General features: G+C 61.1%; 16 protein-coding genes and 2 pseudogenes. 10 read left to right on the forward strand and 8 right to left on the reverse strand.

The window, feature by feature from the left end; all coding sequences use genetic code 11:
• Window positions 1-58 precede the first annotated feature (58 nt).
• A complete protein-coding gene (locus OMP38_RS24750) occupies window positions 59-514 on the reverse strand; it encodes a Dps family protein (protein ID WP_277567423.1) in 456 nt (151 codons plus the stop codon).
• A gap of 208 nt (window positions 515-722) precedes the next feature.
• On the opposite strand from OMP38_RS24750, the gene OMP38_RS24755 reads away from it, so the two are divergent.
• The 5 genes and pseudogenes from OMP38_RS24755 (at window position 723) to OMP38_RS24775 (ending at window position 6,703) form a co-directional block, all read left to right on the forward strand.
• Window positions 723-2,150, forward strand: a complete 1,428-nt coding sequence (locus OMP38_RS24755; protein ID WP_277567651.1) for an aldehyde dehydrogenase family protein — start codon at window positions 723-725, stop codon at window positions 2,148-2,150.
• A gap of 21 nt (window positions 2,151-2,171) precedes the next feature.
• Window positions 2,172-3,978 (forward strand): annotated as a pseudogene (locus OMP38_RS24760) (ABC transporter ATP-binding protein).
• Between the two features lie 37 nt (window positions 3,979-4,015).
• Window positions 4,016-5,876 (forward strand): annotated as a pseudogene (locus OMP38_RS24765) (ABC transporter ATP-binding protein).
• Between the two features lie 70 nt (window positions 5,877-5,946).
• A complete protein-coding gene (locus tag OMP38_RS24770; protein WP_090115851.1) occupies window positions 5,947-6,141 on the forward strand; it encodes a cold-inducible protein YdjO-related protein in 195 nt (64 codons plus the stop codon).
• 109 nt (window positions 6,142-6,250) lie between these two features.
• Window positions 6,251-6,703 (forward strand): divergent PAP2 family protein, encoded by a 453-nt coding sequence (locus OMP38_RS24775; protein WP_277567424.1) that lies wholly within the window; start codon window positions 6,251-6,253, stop codon window positions 6,701-6,703.
• A gap of 126 nt (window positions 6,704-6,829) precedes the next feature.
• Here the strand turns inward: OMP38_RS24775 and OMP38_RS24780 are convergent, their stop codons facing one another.
• The 5 genes from OMP38_RS24780 to OMP38_RS24800 all read right to left on the reverse strand — a co-directional run bounded on the left by OMP38_RS24780 (window position 6,830) and on the right by OMP38_RS24800 (window position 10,595).
• A complete protein-coding gene (locus OMP38_RS24780; RefSeq protein WP_277567425.1) occupies window positions 6,830-7,483 on the reverse strand; it encodes a metal-dependent hydrolase in 654 nt (217 codons plus the stop codon).
• A 75-nt stretch (window positions 7,484-7,558) separates the two neighbouring features.
• Window positions 7,559-8,233 carry a TetR/AcrR family transcriptional regulator gene (locus OMP38_RS24785; RefSeq protein ID WP_277567426.1) on the reverse strand — a complete coding sequence of 225 codons (675 nt, stop codon included), beginning with the start codon at window positions 8,231-8,233 and terminating at the stop codon, window positions 7,559-7,561.
• A 93-nt stretch (window positions 8,234-8,326) separates the two neighbouring features.
• Entirely contained in the window at window positions 8,327-9,349 is a 1,023-nt protein-coding gene (locus OMP38_RS24790; RefSeq protein WP_277567427.1) for an ABC transporter permease, read from the reverse strand.
• Window positions 9,346-10,053: an ABC transporter ATP-binding protein gene (locus OMP38_RS24795; RefSeq protein WP_277567652.1), complete on the reverse strand. Its 708-nt coding sequence runs from the start codon at window positions 10,051-10,053 to the stop codon at window positions 9,346-9,348. Before OMP38_RS24795 ends, OMP38_RS24790 begins: the two co-directional genes overlap by 4 nt.
• 338 nt (window positions 10,054-10,391) lie before the next feature.
• A complete protein-coding gene (locus OMP38_RS24800) occupies window positions 10,392-10,595 on the reverse strand; it encodes a hypothetical protein (protein ID WP_277567673.1) in 204 nt (67 codons plus the stop codon).
• Here OMP38_RS24800 and OMP38_RS24805 point away from each other — a divergent pair.
• Window positions 10,498-11,991, forward strand: coding sequence for a DHA2 family efflux MFS transporter permease subunit (locus OMP38_RS24805; protein WP_277567428.1), 1,494 nt, complete (start codon window positions 10,498-10,500; stop codon window positions 11,989-11,991). The genes OMP38_RS24800 and OMP38_RS24805 overlap by 98 nt on opposite strands.
• On the opposite strand, the gene OMP38_RS24810 is transcribed toward OMP38_RS24805, so the two are convergent.
• Window positions 11,988-12,812 carry a helix-turn-helix domain-containing protein gene (locus tag OMP38_RS24810; RefSeq protein ID WP_277567429.1) on the reverse strand — a complete coding sequence of 275 codons (825 nt, stop codon included), beginning with the start codon at window positions 12,810-12,812 and terminating at the stop codon, window positions 11,988-11,990. The genes OMP38_RS24805 and OMP38_RS24810 overlap by 4 nt on opposite strands.
• Before the next feature lie 303 nt (window positions 12,813-13,115).
• Here OMP38_RS24810 and OMP38_RS24815 point away from each other — a divergent pair, with 303 nt between their 5' ends.
• Both OMP38_RS24815 and OMP38_RS24820 read left to right on the forward strand, forming a co-directional pair.
• Complete coding sequence (locus OMP38_RS24815; protein WP_277567430.1) at window positions 13,116-13,994, forward strand: phytanoyl-CoA dioxygenase family protein; 879 nt, start codon at window positions 13,116-13,118, stop codon at window positions 13,992-13,994.
• A 27-nt stretch (window positions 13,995-14,021) separates the two neighbouring features.
• Window positions 14,022-14,816 carry a sugar phosphate isomerase/epimerase family protein gene (locus OMP38_RS24820; RefSeq protein ID WP_277567431.1) on the forward strand — a complete coding sequence of 265 codons (795 nt, stop codon included), beginning with the start codon at window positions 14,022-14,024 and terminating at the stop codon, window positions 14,814-14,816.
• Here the strand turns inward: OMP38_RS24820 and OMP38_RS36675 are convergent.
• Entirely contained in the window at window positions 14,717-15,772 is a 1,056-nt protein-coding gene (locus OMP38_RS36675; protein WP_477100083.1) for a DMT family transporter, read from the reverse strand. The two genes, OMP38_RS24820 and OMP38_RS36675, sit on opposite strands and share 100 nt — an antisense overlap.
• A gap of 242 nt (window positions 15,773-16,014) precedes the next feature.
• Here OMP38_RS36675 and OMP38_RS24835 point away from each other — a divergent pair, with 242 nt between their 5' ends.
• Both OMP38_RS24835 and OMP38_RS24840 read left to right on the forward strand, forming a co-directional pair.
• The gene (locus tag OMP38_RS24835) at window positions 16,015-16,902 is read left to right on the forward strand and encodes a permease (protein WP_420869749.1); all 888 of its coding nucleotides are present in this window, start codon (window positions 16,015-16,017) and stop codon (window positions 16,900-16,902) included.
• On the forward strand, window positions 16,899-17,969 hold the full coding sequence (locus tag OMP38_RS24840) for a DUF1980 domain-containing protein (RefSeq protein WP_277567433.1): 1,071 nt from the start codon (window positions 16,899-16,901) through the stop codon (window positions 17,967-17,969). The genes OMP38_RS24835 and OMP38_RS24840 overlap by 4 nt, the downstream gene beginning before the upstream one ends.
• Window positions 17,970-17,974: the final 5 nt, after the last annotated feature.

Below are 17,974 nucleotides of genomic sequence, written 5' to 3' on the forward strand. Positions count from 1 at the left end.
AAGCCGCATTCCATGCAAAAAACGGCCGCTTTTCTCGAGGAGCGGCCGTTTTGCGCGTTTATTTGCCCAGAAACGCGTTCAGCATCCAGATCGTCTTCTGCAGGTCGGCCGTCTGGCCGATGAACAGGTCGGCCGTCGCTTCGTCGCCGGCCGCTTGCGCCGATTCGATGCCGGCGCCAAGCTCTTCTACGAGTTTGGCATAATCGGCGATGATCGCGCCGATCATCTGCGCGGCGGATTCGCCGCCTGCAGCCTCGTCGACCGTTGCGAGCGAGAGGCTTTCCTTCAACGTAGAGACCGGGCTGCCGCCAATCGCGAGGAGGCGCTCGGCGATCGCGTCCAAGCGCTCCGCCGCTTCGGTATACAATTCCTCGAATTTCGCATGCAGGGTAAAAAATTCGCTGCCTTTCACGTACCAATGGAAATGATGGAGCTTCGTGTACAGCACGGTCCAGTTGGCGACTTGCCGGTTCAGGACGGCGCTCAGCTTTTCGGCTTGTCGGGTTGCAGTCATTCGGAATCCCTCCATTATTATAATTAGACTTAGTCTAAATCATAAACGCATCTTACCATAGACGCCATCGCCTAAGCATGAAGGTCAGATGAAGATGGCTTCGCTTCGATCATCCGTTTTTTGCTTTTGAACCGCATCGCGGCAAGTGCTATTCTTGGAAGTATGGTTGTTTAACATGCTTTTTATGAAGGAGCGATGCAAGATGAGCGTGCGCAAGCACCTGTGGATCGGCGGGGCCGAGCACGAGACGGAGTCGTACGTCAAATTAACGGCTCCTTACGATGGCGAAGAGCTGGCGGAGATCGCCGAGGCTGCTCCGGAAGACGTAGATCGCGCGATCGCGTCCGCTGCAGAAGCCGCGAAGGCGATGCGGGCGATGCCGGCGCACCGGCGTTCGGCGATATTGGAGAGGCTCTCGGACTTGTTGAACGAGCGCAGGGACGAAGCCGCGCGCATCGTCGCCCGCGAGGCGGCAAAGCCGCTCAAGGCCGCCTATGCGGAAATCGACCGGACGGCGGCGACCTACAAGTTCGCGGCAGAGGAGGCCAAGCGGCTCCATGGCGAGACCGTCCCGATGGACGCTGCGCCGGGAGGCGAAGGTCGCATCGCATATACGCGACGCGAACCGATCGGCGTCGTCGGCGCGATTACGCCGTTTAATTTCCCGATGAATCTGGTCGCCCACAAGGTCGGACCCGCGCTGGCCGCGGGCAATGCGGTCGTGCTGAAGCCCGCGCCGCAGACGCCGCTGTCGGCTTTTTTTGTCGCCAGGCTGCTCCATGAAGCGGGACTGCCGGGCGGGGCGTTAAACGTCGTGACGGGCGACGGCAAGCGCGTCGGCGAGCAGATCGTAGCGGACCGGCGCGTCGGCGCCGTGTCGTTTACGGGCAGCGCTGCCGTAGGCGAATTCATACGGGCCCGGGCCGGCCTGAAGCGGGTGACGCTGGAGCTCGGCTCGAACAGCGCCGTCATCGTCGACGACGGCGCGGATCTCGATGCCGTGGCTCGCCGCTGCGCGGAAGGCGCGTTCGGCTACCAAGGCCAGGTTTGCATCTCCCTGCAAAGGATATACGCGATGGCGTCGGTGGCCGACGAGCTGGCCGCGCGTATCGCGGAAGCGGCCTCGAAGCTCGTCTGGGGCGATCCGCTTGATCCGAAGACGGATTTATCGGCGATGATCTCGCCTCGGGAGGCGAAGCGCGCCGCGGACTGGATCGACGACGCCGTGAGCCGAGGCGCCATGCTGCTGGCCGGCGGCCCGCCGCAAGGCGGCATGCTGCCGCCCGCGGTGCTGACCGGCGTACCCGACGATGCCGTGCTGTCGCGCCGCGAAGCGTTCGCCCCCGTCGTGCTGGTGAACAAGGTTCATTCGATCGCGGAGGCCGTCAGCCGAGCCAACGATTCGGACTTCGGGCTGCAGGTCGGCATCTACACGAACCGGATCGATGCGGCGATGCAGGCGATGGAGGACCTCGTCGCCGGGACGGTGCTCGTGAACGACATCCCGACCTTCCGTCTCGACCATATGCCGTACGGCGGCGTCAAGCAGAGCGGATTGGGGCGCGAAGGCGTTCGCTATGCGATCGAGGCGCTCACCGAGCCGAAGCTCTTGATTTGGCGCTCGGCGGGCAAGTAGACGGGCGGGGAGGCAAGCGAGTTGCACTATTTGCGCAAATACCTGTCGAAATACGGCCTGCTTTTTACGCTGTCGCTCGCGCTTGTCGCGCTTGAAGGCGTCTGCGACCTGCTGCTGCCGACTTTGATGTCTCATATGATCGACCGGGGCGTGCTGACGGGAGAATTGAACGTTGTGGCGCATTACGGCATCTGGATGCTGGCGATCACCGCCGCCGGCGCGCTCTCCGCGCTCGGCCGCAACGTCGTCTCGAGCCGGGTGTCCCAGCGCTTCGGGGCGGATCTGCGCGGCGAACTGTTCCGACGCGTCCAATATTTGTCCCTCCGCGACGCGGACCGCTTCGACCGGGCGTCGCTCGTGACCCGGCTGACGAACGACGTCACCCAGGTGCAAAACTTCGCCAACGGCATGATGCGGATATTCGCCAAAGCGCCGCTTCTTTGCATCGGGGGGACTTTTCATGGCCGTTCGGCTTAATCCGCGGCTGTCGCTCGTGCTCGTCGTCGTCGTGCCGATCGTCGTTTTGCTGATCGTTTTGAACATGCGCGTCGGATTCCCGCTGTTTCTCAAGGTCCAAGCGGCGCTCGACCGGCTGAACGGCGCGATGCGCGAATATTTGTCGGGCGTGCGTTCGGTCAAGGCGTTCAACCGCTTCGGCTACGAAGCGGACAAATTCGAGGCGATTAACGGCGAATACCAGGCGCGTTCGACGACGACGCTCCGCGCCATGTCCGGCTTCGGGCCGGCGATCGCGCTCGTCGTCAACCTGGGCGTCGTCGCCATCGTCTGGCTCGGCGGCATCCGGGTGGACGCAGGCGGCATGCAGGTCGGCAACATCATCGCCTTCGTCAACTATATGACGCAGATTTTATTCTCGCTGATGACGATCTCTTGGGTGTTCAACATGTTCATCCGCGCGCGGGCTTCGTCGGGACGAATCTCGGAGGTACTGGCGTTTCCGGAAGGGGAATCCGCTTCCAAGCGCGACGATCCGGAAGCCGGAACGACTGTCGGCGCTTCGGTAGCCGGAACTCGAATGCCCTTTGCATCCGAAGCTTCCGCTGCTGCGGCAAGCGTCTCTTTCGAGGACGTCGGATTCTCGTACGAGGGCGCGGGCGGGGAGCGCGCGCTTCGCGGCGTGACGCTCGACTGCAATCCCGGAGAGACGCTCGCCATCGTCGGTTCGACCGGCGCCGGCAAGACCACGCTGGTGAATCTGGTGTCGCGCCTGTACGATCAGACGGAAGGCATCGTGCGCATCGGCGGCATCGATCACCGGCAGCTGGACGTATCGGATCTCCGCGACATGGTGGCCATCGTCCCGCAGCGAACCGTGTTGTTCACGGGAACGATCGCAGACAATTTGCGCTGGGGAGACGAGTCGGCTACGCAGTCGGATCTGGAGGCGGCAGCCAAGTCCGCCAGCGCGCACGACTTCATCATGGCGCTTCCTGAAGGCTACGATGCGATGCTTGGCCAGGGCGGCGTTAATTTATCAGGCGGCCAGAAGCAGCGGCTGTCCATCGCGCGCGCCTTGATCCGGCGCCCGCGGATTCTGATCCTCGACGACTGCACGAGCGCGCTCGACGCCGTCACGGAGAGCAAAGTCAAAGCGGCGCTCAAAGCGGACGGGTCGAAGCCGACCTGCCTGCTGATCGCGCAGCGTATTTCTTCCGTCATCGACGCCGACCGGATCGCCGTGCTCGACGACGGCGAGCTGGTCGGACTCGGCACGCATGAAGAGCTGCTGCGAGGATGCGCCGTGTATCGGGATATTTGCCGCTCCCAATTCGGAGAGGAGGCGATTCCGCATGCCTCAGGCATCTAATGGATCCAAAGAACGGCCTTCGGCGCCAACCGTACCGATGCGCGGACCCGGCGGACCTGGAAGCCCGGGCGGTTCGGGTGCCGGGCCGCGCGGGAGAGGGCCCGTGCAGAAGCCGAAGGCGTTCCGCGCGACCGTCCGCCGCCTGTTGTCCTATCTTAGGACGGAGCGAAGGCTGCTCGCGATCGTCTTCCTCTTCACGCTCGCGAGCGCAGGGGCCGCTCTCCTCGGCCCGTACTTGATCGGCCGCGCCATCGACGCGATGCACGGACAGGGCAGCGTCGATTTCGGCGCGCTTCATGCGCTGATCGCGTTAATGGCCGCCGCTTACGCGATGGACGCTTCCTTCACGTTCGTTCAAAGCTGGCTCATGGCCGGCGTCTCCCAACGTGCCGTGAGCAAGCTGCGGAGCGGCCTGTTCGCCAAGCTGCACGGACTGCCGCTGTCTTACTTCGACGCGCGCAGGCACGGAGAGATCATGAGCCGGCTGTCCAACGACATCGACAACGTGAGCACGAGCCTTTCGCAGACGGTCGTGCAGCTGATGTCGGGCGTCGTCGCGATCGTCGGCTCGCTGGTCATGATGCTTGTCCTCAGCCCGCTGCTCACGCTGGCCGGGCTCGTGACCGTGCCGCTCGTCTACCTGCTGGCGCGCATCGTTACGCGCAGGACGGGCAAACTTTTCAAAGAGCAGCAGGCCTACCTCGGAAGGCTTAACGGGCAGATCGAGGAGAGCGTCACCGGCCTTTCTCTCGTCAAAGCGTTCGGCAGGGAGCGCCGTTCGGTGGCCGAGTTCGACGAGGTCAACCGCAGCTTGAGCGAGATCGGCATCCGGGCGCAGATTTGGTCGGGGCTGCTCATGCCGCTGCTCAGCGTGATCAACAACATCGGCTTCGCGATGGTGGCCGTCGTCGGGAGCGTGCTGGCCGTCAAAGGCCACATTTCGGTCGGCGTCATCGCCAGCTTTTTTAAGCTATTCGCGGCAGTTTGCAAGGCCCCTGAACGATATCGCGAACGTGTACAACGTGCTTCAATCCGGCGTAGCCGGCGCGGAACGCGTATTCGAAGTGCTCGACGAGGCGGAAGAGACCCATGACCGTCCCGGCGCGACGGTGCTCAGGCCCGGGGCGCTGAACGTCGTCTTCGACAACGTATCGTTCGGGTACGATCCGGCGCGTCCGATTCTAAGCGGCGTGAGCTTCGAGGCGGAGGCGGGCAAATGCATCGCGCTCGTCGGCCCGACAGGTGCCGGCAAGACGACGATCGTTCAGCTGCTGAACCGATTTTACGACGTCACCGGAGGCCGGATTACCATCGGCGGACGGGATATTCGCGACTATACGCGGAGCAGCCTGCGCAGCGCCTTCGGCGTCGTGCTGCAGGATACGTACCTGTTCTCCGGGACGATCCGCGACAACGTCAAATACGGCAATCCCGGCGCGAGCGACGAGGAGATGATCGAAGCGGCGCGGCTCGTCGGCGCGGATGCCTTCGTCAGGCGGCTGCCCAAGCGGTACGACACGCCGCTCGCCGAAAACGGCGGCAGCTTGAGCCAAGGGCAGAAGCAGCTGCTCGCGATCGCCCGCGTGATGCTGGCTCGTCCGTCGATCCTGATTCTGGATGAAGCGACCAGCAGCGTAGACACCCGGACCGAACTGCAGATCCAGGAGGCGCTGCTTACGGTTATGAAGGGACGTACCAGCTTCGTGATCGCCCACCGTCTCAATACGATCCGGGGCGCCGACCAGATCCTCGTCGTCGCGGACGGCGGCATCGCCGAACGCGGGACGCACGAGGAGCTGCTGGCGCGCCGCGGCGCCTATTACCGCATGTTCGAAAGCCAATTCGGCGCCGGCGCCGCCCCTGGACTGTCCGGCGAGGCGTCGGTGTCGGAAACTTGACTCTAGCGGCATAACGGCCTATATTAGGTCAGTTGACTTTAAACCGGTTTTGAAAGGAAGGCACCCGAGATTGACATCGCAAGATGAAGGCGGCAAGCTGTTTTTGACGAAGATCTGGAAATGCAAAAGTCCCGACTGCAAAGCGTGGGTGCGCGAGGAATTCGCGACCGAGGAACAGAAGTGCCCGATGTGCAAGGGAGATATGCTTCGCACGATGAAGCATTTGCCCGCGCTCGTGAAAAAGGTGAAGTCGAAATCCCGCTGACAGGCGGCGAATCGAATGACCCCTCTCGGGTGTAATAAGCTATAATAGCTCTATTGGCTGCCTCCGCAGGATCGGGTAGCGCTCACTCGAGAGAAGGGAGACCGCCGTTATGTCCATACTCGCCAATTTTCCGCTCATCGCCGCGATCGTCTCCATTCTGTCCGCGCAGGCCGTCAAGGTGCCGATCCAATTCGTCGGCAGGCGCTCGTGGCAGGGCGGCATGGCTTTCAGCACCGGCGGCATGCCAAGCTCGCATTCCGCGGCCATGGCAGGCCTCGCGACCGCGCTCGGCATCGAGGACGGGCTCGATTCGCCGGCGTTCGCCGTCGCGGCCGTCGTCGGCATGATCATTATGTTCGACGCGGCCGGCGTCAGGCGGCATGCGGGACTGCAAGCGTCCGTGCTGAACCGGTTTCTGCGCAAAATGCCCGATTTGCACGGCGAGCTGCATCCGGTCAAGGAGCTGAAGGAGCTGCTCGGCCACCGGCCGATCGAGGTGTTCGCCGGCGCGATCTGGGGCATCGGCATCGGCGTTGCCGTCTACTATTTGTTCTATGCCTGATCGTTTGCCCGCAAACAAAGAAAGAGCCCGTCCCCCCGGCGCGATGCGCCAGGCGGACGGGTCTCTTTTCGTATGAGCGGCGGCGTTTACAGCTCCATACGGTCTCCCGGCTTGAGCACGGTACCTTTAATGCCTTTTTTGTTCAAGCGCGCGCGCATAGGCGGCCGCGTCCTGCCGAAGCGGCGGGAAGGTGTCGTAGTGAACGGGGACGACCTGCTTGGGCTTCAGCCATTCGGCCGCCGTCAGCGCGTCCTCCGGACCCATCGTGAAGTGATCGCCGATCGGGATGAACGCCAGATCGATCTCGTGGCGCTCGCCGATCATTTTCATATCGCCGAACAGACCCGTATCGCCCGCATGCAATATCGTCAGCTCGCCCCACGTGACGATCAGTCCAGTCGGCATCCCCAGGTAGACGATGCGCCGCTCGTCCGTCAGCGTATATCCGGAGCTATGGAACGCCTGAACCATTTTAACCTTCGCGTATCCGAGATCGTAGGTACCGCCGATGTTCATGCCGACCGCGTCGGCGACGCCCTGCCAGCCCAGAAAGGTCGCCAGCTCCGGCGTGCCGACGACCTGGGCGCCCGTTCGCTTCGCGATCGCGACCGTGTCGCCGACGTGGTCGCCGTGGCCGTGGGTGAGCAGGATGTGGTCCGCCTGAATATCGTCCGCCGATGCGGCCGCAAGCGGGTTGCCGGTGAGGTAAGGATCGATGATAAGCGAGCGGCCGCCTTGTTCGAGCTTTACGCATGCATGTCCGAGAAAAGTGACGATCAAGCTGATTCCCTTCTTTCCGTCAAAGTAGGATAGGTCCGCAATCTTTAAATATACCCGGGCCTGCCGTAGCCTAAACTACGGAGACAGGCCCTTGACCAAAAAGGAAACGGTCGCTTCGCGCTCCGCCTCGTCGTCCCATCCGGGCTCGCCGGACATGAGCATCCTCGACAGCACGTAGCCGATCAGCGTCGATGCCGTCAGACGCGCGACCGTATGCGGGGGCAAGGGGGCGATCTTGCCCGCCTGCTGGAACTTCTCGATCGCGGCCGTCACGCGTTCGAGCACCTGCGTCAGGATGATCGATTTGAACCGTTCGCGCATCTCGGGGTGGAAGGGAAGCTCTTGTGCGACTATGCGGAACAGACGCTTGTTGCGGTTCACGAACGCGAGGCGATTGTCGATCATGCGGCGGACGAACTGCTCGAAGCTGTCGTGCTCGGCATCCAGCACGTCGCCGAATCCGCGGATGACGAACGGGGCGATCATCCGCATCATGGCCGGGGTGACGATGGACACGAGCAAGTCTTTTTTGGTCCGGTAATGCCTGAAAATCGTCCCTTCCGCGACACCTGCAAGCTGCGCGATCTCGCTTGTGGAGGACCCGGCGTACCCCTTCTCGGCGAACACCTCGATCGCGGCTGCCAAGATGCGCGCCTGCTTCTCCGTCTTCACCGGCTGGCCATCGCCGAGCGATCCCTCGCGCAGCAGCTCTTCCATCCATGGCTCTGTCTGGCCGTCGTTCGCGTCCATCAAGCTGTCTCTCCTTCATTCGCCTTGAAGCCGTGGCGCGCTGCGCCAGGCAACGCCTAGTCCCCATATCGTACCATACGGCCAGCCGATGCGCTAAACGGCCCGCTGCTTCTTGAGCGCGACGACGTTCAGCGCCGCGAACAGCAGGGAGAAGCCGAGAAGAACGGCGACGTCGACCGCGATGCCGCGGAAGCCTTCGCCTCTGATCATAATGCCTCTAAGCGCTTCCCCGCCGTAATAGAGCGGCATCAAATACGTCAGCTTGTGCAGCCAGGGCGACATGCCGTCGAGCGGGAACAGTCCGGAAAAGAAAGCCTGCGGCACGATGACGATCGGCACGAACTGGATGATCTGAAATTCGGAGCCCGCGTACGCGGAGAGCAGCGTGCCCAGCGTGAGCGCCGCGAGCGTCAGCAGCAGGTTGACGAGCAGGATGAACCAGATGGAGCCGGTCATGAACATGCCGAGCGCATAGATCGCGAAGCAAGCGACGAGCGCCGACTGCAAGATCGCGAACAAGCTGAAGCCGCCCAAGTATCCGAGCACGACCTCGTGCCGGCGGATCGGCGTCGCCATGAGCCGTTCCATCGTGCCCGTCGTGCGCTCTCGCAGAAAAGCGACGCCCGCGAGCAAAAAGACGAAGAAGAAGGAGAAAAAGCCGATCATGACCGGCCCGAAGGCGTCGAAGGAGGACATCCCCGGCTTGCCGTGGAGATAAGCGATCTCGGGCTGAAAAGCGGCTGCGGCGGCCGTACGCTGCATGGCGGATACGGCAAGCAGCACGGCGCGGCTGCGCGACGGATCGCTGCCCTCGAGCAGCAGGGTCGGCTTGCCGTCCGATACCGTCAAGACGGCGTCAAGCTTGCGGCCGTCCAGGTCGGATCGCGCGTCGGCTTCTGAACGGTAGGAGACGATGTCGACGGTCGATGCTTTTAAGGCAGCGGACATCGCGTCGGGCAAGCCGGCCGTTCCGATCTTGGGCACGCTGCCGGTGCCGCCGAAGATGCAATAGACCAGCGTGAGGATGAAGAGCGGCGCGACGAACAGCAGCGCCAGCGTACGTTTATCGCGCATGAACTGCCTGAAAATGCGTACGGACAAAGCGCGTGCCCTCATGAGCGGTCACCTCCCAGGCGGATAAAGGCTTCTTCGATCGTCGCCGCCCCGGTGTTCGCCTTGAGGGCGGCCGGACTGCCGACGGCGGTCAGCGAGCCGTCCCGGATCAGGCCGATCCGGTCGCAGCGCTCGGCTTCGTCCATGACGTGCGTCGTCAGCAGGATCGTCGTGCCGCGCTCGCGCAGCGCGAGCAGAGAAGCCCATATGGACACGCGCAGCGCCGGATCGATGCCCACGGTCGGCTCGTCGAGAATGAGCAGCTCGGGCTCGTGGAGCAGCGCGACGGCGAGCGACAGGCGGCGCTTCATGCCGCCGGAGAACCGCGAGACGAGCTTGCCTGCGTCCTGCGTCAAGCCGACGGTCGCGAGCGCGTCGCCGATTCGTTCGGCGAGGCGGGCGCCGCGCAGCTCGAACATCGCGCCGAAAAACATCAGGTTTTCCTTCGCGGTGAGCTCGCCGTACAAGGCGTCGGACTGCGCCATATAACCGATCTTGCCAAGCAGCGGCAGCGAGGGCACAAGGTTGCCAAGCACCGTGATCCGTCCGCCGTCCGCGGCGTCGATGCCGGTTATGAGCTTGATCAGCGTCGTCTTGCCGGAGCCCGAGGGACCGAGCAGGCCGAACAGCTCTCCGCGGCGGATTCGCAGCGAGATCTCTTTTAATATCGGTCGGTTGCCGAAGCTGCGGGATACGCCTTCGAGCATGATCGCGTCCTGCAGATCGAGTTGGGTAGACGTACCGTCGTGGCGTGCTTCCTTGGGCCGGGCTGCCATCTCATCATCTCCATGTGAGTGAGTATTTACTCATTATTAACATCATCTTATCAAGAGAGATCGGAGAGGGGAAGCCCGTGTTGGGGAAATCGATAGTCCTTTTTTGGCAAAGAAAACGGATAGACATAAAAAAAAGATGACCCTGAATGATACGAGGGCCACCTTCATGCATCCTTTAATCAACAAAGTTTAAAAATCCATTGAACGAAAAATAACGCCATGATACAATCATGAGCGCTACCGGGAAAAACAAAATATGATCGATCCAATTATACTTCCACTTTAATTGTATAATTGGAGCTTTGATTTGTCAAGTAGCGATTTTGGCCTCTTATTTTCACCATCTCTCGCTCATTGAGCAGAAAGCAGGGATCTATGTCAGCTTCAACGTCTTCTAAACCGGTCGCATCCGTAGAGAAACCATTTTCGCTAAAAGCCATTCTGCCGCCGCTAATGGCGATTATCGTCGGCATGATCATGGTTATTCTGGACAGTACCGTCGTAAACAATGCGATACCGAAGCTCGTCGACTATTTTCATACAGACTTGAAGACCATTCAATGGACCGTTACCGGTTATACGCTTGCCTTGTCCGCCGTTATCCCGCTGGCGGGCTGGATGACCGATAAATTCGGCTCCAAGCAGATTTTCATGATTACGATAGCCCTCTTTACCGTCGGCTCGCTGCTTTGCGGCATCGCGCAAACGCCGGAGCAGCTCATCGTTTTCCGCGTCGTTCAGGGCTTGGGCGGCGGCATGGTCGCTCCGATCGGGATGGCCATGGTGTTCAAGATCGCGCCGCCGGAGCGCCGCGGTTCCATCATGGGCGTCCTCGGCATTCCGATGCTGATGGCGCCGGCGTTCGGTCCGGTGCTGTCCGGATGGCTGGTCGATTCGGTCAGCTGGCACTGGATTTTTATCATCAACCTGCCGATCGGCATTCTCGCCTTGGTGCTCGCATCTAAATATTTGCCGCGGTCCGATCGCCATGCGGCGCCGCATCTGGACGTCGTCGGCATGTGCCTCGCCCCGATCGCCTTTTCCATGCTGGCATACGGCGTCAGTGAAGGCGGGACCAGCTGGTCGCAGACTTCTACGATTACGGGCCTGACGGTCGGCGGCATCGCGCTCATCGCTTTTATTTTCGTGGAGCTGAGGCAGAAGCAGCCGCTGTTGGAGCTGAAAGTGTTCAAATCGTCAGACTTTACGCGCAGCATCGTCTTGACGTGGATCGTTCAGCTCGCGCTGTTCGGCGCGATGCTCATCGTGCCGTTGTATCTGCAACTCGTCATGCACTATTCCGCGCTTGAGACGGGCTGGATCCTGATGCCGCAGGCGCTGTGCGCGGGTCTCGGCATGCCGATCAGCGGGCGGCTGTTCGACAAGATCGGCGCGCGACCGCTCGCTTTTGCCGGATTGACCGTCATATCCGTGTCGCTGTTCGTATTGTCCGGCATCACGGTGGGCACCCCGCTGTGGAAGATCATCCTGTGCATCTGCTTCATCGGTCTCGGCATGGGCTTCTCCATGATGCCGCTCAATACGCATGTGTTGAATGCTGCGCCTCGGCGCCTCGTGAGCCGCGTCACGCCGCTGACGACGGCCGCCCAGCAAGTCGTCGTCTCGTTCGCGGTCGCGGGATTGACCGGCTATTTGACGTCGCAGATCGCATCGCATGCCGCCAGCGCGCGAGCGGACGCTAATCCTCTCGGCGCCGTCGTCGCGGGTTACGGCGATACGTTCTTCTTGTCCGCGTGCATCGTGACCGCGGGCGTCGCGCTCACGCTGCTGCTCCGCAAGCCGAAGCAGCAGGATGAAGGGGCGGCTGGCGGGGACAAACCGGATCCCGCCATGATGGCGGGACATTAAGATTGCGTAGCGCCGCGAGATCCGCTCCAGGACGTTCGGCGGATCTCGGTAGCGGTGCGTCCCGTCGTCTCCTTGACCAGGCGGGCCAGATGATGCGAGGTTTTAAAGCCGCATCTCAGCGAGATCTCCGATACGGTCAGGCCCGTATAAGTCATCAATTCGACGGCACGGTTCACGCGATATTGCCATAAATAGTGAATCGGGGACGTTCGCTCATGCTTCTTGAACAAGCGGACGAGATGCTCGGGCGACGATCCGGCGGCGCTCGCGAGCTGCGATAAAGACATTTCCTCGGCGTAGTTATCGTGGATCATGGCGAGCGCCGCGTATACGGCAGGGTGCTTCTCGCGCATCAGCATCGCCTTCGCGGATTCGCGCGGATAAAGATGCATGGCGGCGAGGCCGAGGCTCCGCACGTCCGCATCCGTCTGGGCGCCTTGACGATTCAAGCGGATCATGAGATCGGTAAGGAGGTTCATCTCTTCCGATAGCGGCAAGCATTCGGGCAGGCCGTCCAGCGCTTCGACGGACGCTGCCGGCAAGTCCTCGAAATGAACGGCGATCCAGCGATGCCAGGTGTCTTCGCTTTTCGAAAAGACGAACGTCTCCTCCAAGCCAGGCTTCAGCAAGATGACGTGCCCGGGCGTTACCCGCAGCTGGCGGCCGGGCAAGGTCACGGTCATCTCTCCGGCATACAGCATGACGAGCTGGATGTCCTGCTGAATGCGCGGTCCGAACCGGCTGCCGGGCGGGTAAACGATCGAACCGGCTACGGCATGGGTCAACCGGTCGAACGAAAAATCGGGCATTCCGGACGTCATGACTAATCACCTCTACGCCTATCTTAATGAGGTTGGCGCTGTGAATCAACGAGAGATACAAATAATTGAGGTTTTCTTCAGAACATTGTCAAGGACAGATACAAAAATGCTAATCCGATGCATGGAGATCTTCGCGGAGAACCTTTACATTGGTACTATTCCAACCAGTAAAGGGAGCGTGTCCGGCATGCCTGTCTTCTATACGCCAAAATCGAGAGCCCACGATCGTCATCTCGTAACCGTCGAGGAATACAAGCATTATCATCGCGAAGGCTTTCTCATCGTCCGGGGGGTTGCTCTCCAATGAAGTCATCGGGGGAGTTGTACGCTTTAGCCGAACGGACGCGGATGCAGAAAAAACAACAGGCTGCCGTGCAGGAAAACAGCCGGGATCCGTTGAAAGAAGCGTTTGCGCAAGCGACGCGCGTGCATATGCTCTCCCGGATCGATGCCGCCGCCGAGCAGGGCATGCTGAACGCGCGCTTGCTGGACGTCGTCGAAGCGCTGGTCGGCCCCGACGTTTACGCGCTGCAATCGATGATGTTCCTGAATCCGCCCGGCAAAGGCGGACAAGGCTGGCACCAGGATGCTTGCTACATCAAGACCCATCCGGACACGCTGATCGGCGCGTGGATCGCGCTCGAGCGGGCGGACGAGGAAAACGGCTGTCTGTGGGTCGTTCCGGGTTCGAATCATGAGCCCGTTTATCCGCCGGAGGAGATTGGCGGCGGAAACGTGCACGCGGTCGATGCCTTTCAGGATTTGCACGCGGTGCGCAACGTCAGCCATCTGGACGACGAAGTGAACACTTTATCCCGCGTCGTTGCCCGGTATCCTTCGCCGATACCGGTCGTGCTTGAGCCGGGAGACGTGCTGTTTTTCGATTCCCATCTGTTCCATCGCTCGTATCCGAACAAGACGGCTGACCGGTTCCGCCGATCCTACGTGTGCCATTACTGCAACGCAAGATCGTGGGTGCCTTGGGATCATGACGGGTTTGAAGGAGACTCGGGCAATGCCAAGCAGATACTCGCACGCGGCGCCACGCATCTGCCGTATGCCTCGCCGTCGTTCGGGACGGAGGTTTATTTGGCGGAAAAGGGAGAGGAAAGCGGCGGCGTGCGCATGATGGGGATGCCTAACGGGATGATGATGCCGGTCGCGGAAAGCAAGGATGAATAGCGATCCAACAAGAGAGGATGAATCGGGATGCGGCTTCGATTTTTCAAAACGCTGTGGGGAATGGAAGGCGATTTGGCCGAACAGGTGAATCGCGCGGCCGAAGCGGGATATGACGGCATCGAGGCGCCGGCGCCCGAACCGGGGCAGGCAGAGGCGTTCGGCGGCTTGCTCGAGGAGCGCGGGCTCGGATACATTGCGCAAATCTTTACGAGCGGGGATCACGCGGCGAGCTTCGCGGAGCAAGCGGCCTACGCCGCCGGCTTCAAGCCCGCGCTGATCGTCTCGCACAGCGCGCGCGACAGCATGACCGAAGCGGAGCAGGACCGCTTCTTCGGGGCCGCGCTGGAGACGGAGTCGCGTATTGGCGTTCCGATCGGGCACGAGACCCATCGGCAGAGAGCGATGTTCACGCCATGGACGACGTCCAGGCTGCTGCGCAAGTTTCCGGAGCTGCGCATTACGGCCGATTTCAGCCATTGGATGAACGTGTGCGACTCGCATCTCGGAGATCAAGAAGAGCATCTGGCGCTGGCGATCGAACGCGCCGTCCATATTCACGGGCGGATCGGCTATCCCGAAGGGCCGCAGGTGCCTCATCCGGCGGCTCCGGAGTATCGAACGGAGCTGGCGATCTATCTCGGATGGTGGGAACGGATACTGAACGCGAGGCGTAAAAGCGGCGCGGCGCAAGCTACGTTTACGGCAGAATTCGGACCCCCGGGCTACATGCACACGCTGCCGTTTACGAACGCGCCGGTCGCCGATCTTTGGGAAGTCAACCAGTGGATGACCGATTGCGTGCGCGAACGATTTTCAAAATAAACGCGGGCCGCCTTGCAGGTGGCCCTTTTTTTACGTCCGCTTAGGCGACATGCGCTGCCGGGCGATCGTATGCCTCCGACTCGGAGCGCATATAAAGCGTCAGGCCCGCGATGACGAACGCGCCGCCGGTCAGCTGCCAGACGCCGAGCGCTTCGCCGAACAGGAACAAGCCCAATATGCTCGCGCCGACCGGCTCCGCCAGCACGCTCATGGAGATCGTCGCCGGCTTGACGTAGCGAAGGAGCCAGTTGAAGATCAAATGGCCGAATACGGTAGGGACGATCGCGAGTCCCGCGAAAACTCAGCCATTCGCGCGGGGGATACCCGGTCATGTCCTCGCCTGTCCCGACGTTATACAAATAAAAGCAGAGGGCCGTAACGGCGAATACGACCAGGCTGTATAAGAAGGAAGGCACGCGCTCCAAAATTCGTTTGGCGAGCAGCATGTTGACCGCGACGGCGACCGTGCCGAGCAAGGACAGCAGGTCTCCCGTAAGCGCGTCTTTGGACAGGCCCGAATCGCCGGCTCCGACGATCGCGATGCCGATGAGCGCGGCGGCAAGCCCTGCGAGCGCCTTGCGCGAGAGGCGGTCCCTGAACAGGAAGTAGGCGCCGATCATGACGAATACGGGCTCGAGCGACAGGATCAGCGTCGAGCTGGCGATCGACGTGTAGCCGAGGGAAGCCATCCAAAGCAAAAAGTGCAGGGCAAGAAAGAAGCCGGCCGCGAGCAGCAGCCACCAGTCGGCAAGCTTGATCGCCCGAAGCGCGCGAAGCTGCTTGCCGCCCGTAAACGGCAGCATGAGGACAAGCGTGAACAACATGCGCCACATGCCCTGCACGGATACGGGGGCGTCCGAATAGCGGACGAGGATCGGCGCGAACGAGATGGCGATCATGCCGACGAGCAGCGGGATGGCGGGGGCGACGGGAGGCTTTGGAGAGATCGGGTTCAAAGAAGGCACGTTCCTTTCGGCAGGCAAGCATAAATTAATTATTTTAAATGCGAAAAGGGCCGTCCGCAACTGGAAGCTGAAGCCAGCGCGCCGGCTGCGCCGCGCTGCCGCCGGGGGGGGCCGAGCCGTTTGCTATTTTGCGCAGATTATCCATAATAAAAGGATCGGCTTCATACACATTTTTTAACGGAAGTGATCCATACGTGACTTCGTTTTTGCAGCTGAATACGATTTTTATCAGCATGATCATGGAGGCCATTCCGTTCGTGCTGATCGGCGTGCTGGTGTCCGGCGTCATCCAGACGTTCGTGACGGAAGCTTGGATCGCCAGAATCATGCCGCGCAACGTCCTGCTGCGGACCTGCTTCGGCTGCGGCATCGGCCTGTTGTTCCCTTCCTGCGAATGCGGGATCGTCCCGATCACCCGCAGGCTCGTCATGAAGGGCATGCCGCTGAACGCCGGCGTTGCCTTCATGCTCTCGGGGCCGATCGTCAATCCGATCGTCCTGTTCGCGACGTTTATCGCCTTCGGCAACGACTGGCGGATGGTCGGCATTCGCGCGGGACTGGCGATCGCGGTCGCCTTCTGCGTATCGCTCTCCGTCGCGCTGATCTTCCGCGGCCCGCAGCTGCGCCAGGCGACGGCGACCGCAGACGCATTCGCCGCGCCGGTCGCGGCCGCGCTCGAGCCGTCGATCGCGGCGGCCGCCAAGCCGACGGTCGGCGCCAGGCTGTCCTCGGTCGTATCCCACGGCATCGACGAATTTTTCGATGTCGGCAAGTACCTGGTCATCGGCGCTTTTCTGGCCGCGGCGATGCAGACGTACATTCCGACTTCGTACCTGCTTGAGCTGGGCAGCGATCCGCTGAAGGCGTCGCTCGTCATGATCGTGCTCGCTTTCGTCATGTCGGTCTGCTCGGAGGCGGATGCGTTTATCGCGTCGTCGTTCCGCAGCAGCTTTACGGTCGGATCGCTGTCCGCCTTCATGGTGTTCGGTCCGATGATCGACATTAAAAACACGCTCATGCTGCTCAGCGCCTTCCGCACGCGGTTCGTCGTATCGCTGATCGCGCTCGTGGCGGCGTTTACGATTGCCGGCTCTTTGATCGTAGGGAGGTTGTTCGGATGATCCGATTCGCGATTCTGTTCGGCCTGGCGTTCATGTTTCTGCTGCTGCACCGGACCGGCGATCTGGACAAGTACATTAACATGAGATACGCCTACCTGTCGGTCAGCGCGATCGTGCTGCTGGCGCTGCTCAGCTTGTATCAATTCGTCAAAGTATACCGTGCGGAAAGAAGATCCGAGGAAGCAGCGGCGCAAGCGGCGATAGCGGAATCGGAGGGCGTTCTCGCGAACGAACATAAGCATGCGGTCCAAGATCGTCAAGACCATCCCCATCGCCATCTTGATCGACACAGTCTCGACCACGTCCACGATCATGGGCACGATCATGGGCACGATCATGGGCACGATCATGGGCACGATCACGGCCACGATCTTAATGCGCATGCGGGCCACTCGCATATCGGACGCACCAAATGGCGGCGCGGCTTTACCTATCTCGTGCTCGCAGTGCCGATCTTTACCGGCATTTTTCTACCCGTCGCGACGCTGGATTCCAGCTTCGTCAAGGCGAAGGGATTCTCCTTTCCCGAGCTCGATCAGCGCCGCAAGGATGCCGGCTATCACCAGTTTTTGCGTCCGGATACAAGCGTGTTTTACAGCGCCGAAAATTACGACAAGGTCAAACGGAAGGACATGGCCGACTTTGCGGACCAGCCTAACGTCGAATTGAACGATCATAACTATTTGAAGGGCATGGAGGTCCTGTACAATTACGCGGACGAATTCGCGGACAAAAAAGATAACGTTCGACGGCTTCGCCTACAAAGGAGAAGAGGTCGGGGCTACGTCCTACTTCGTTTTCCGCTTCGGCTTCATTCACTGCGTCGCCGATTCCGGCGTGTTCGGCATGCTCGTCCAGATGCCGGCCGGCACGAAGCTGTCGGACGACGATTGGGTCCGCGTTACCGGCAAGCTGACGCGCGAGTACTACCAGCCGTTCAAGCAGATGATTCCGGTGCTCAAGGTCAACGAATGGGAGCCGATCGACAAGCCCGACGATCCGTACGTCTATCGGAATTTCTGACGAAGAGCGCTTTCACTTCTCGGCGCGGGATGCTATCATGGTAGCAAGG

The sequence above is a fragment of the Cohnella ginsengisoli genome (assembly GCF_029525555.1).
In the GTDB taxonomy this organism is placed as follows: domain Bacteria; phylum Bacillota; class Bacilli; order Paenibacillales; family Paenibacillaceae; genus Cohnella; species Cohnella ginsengisoli.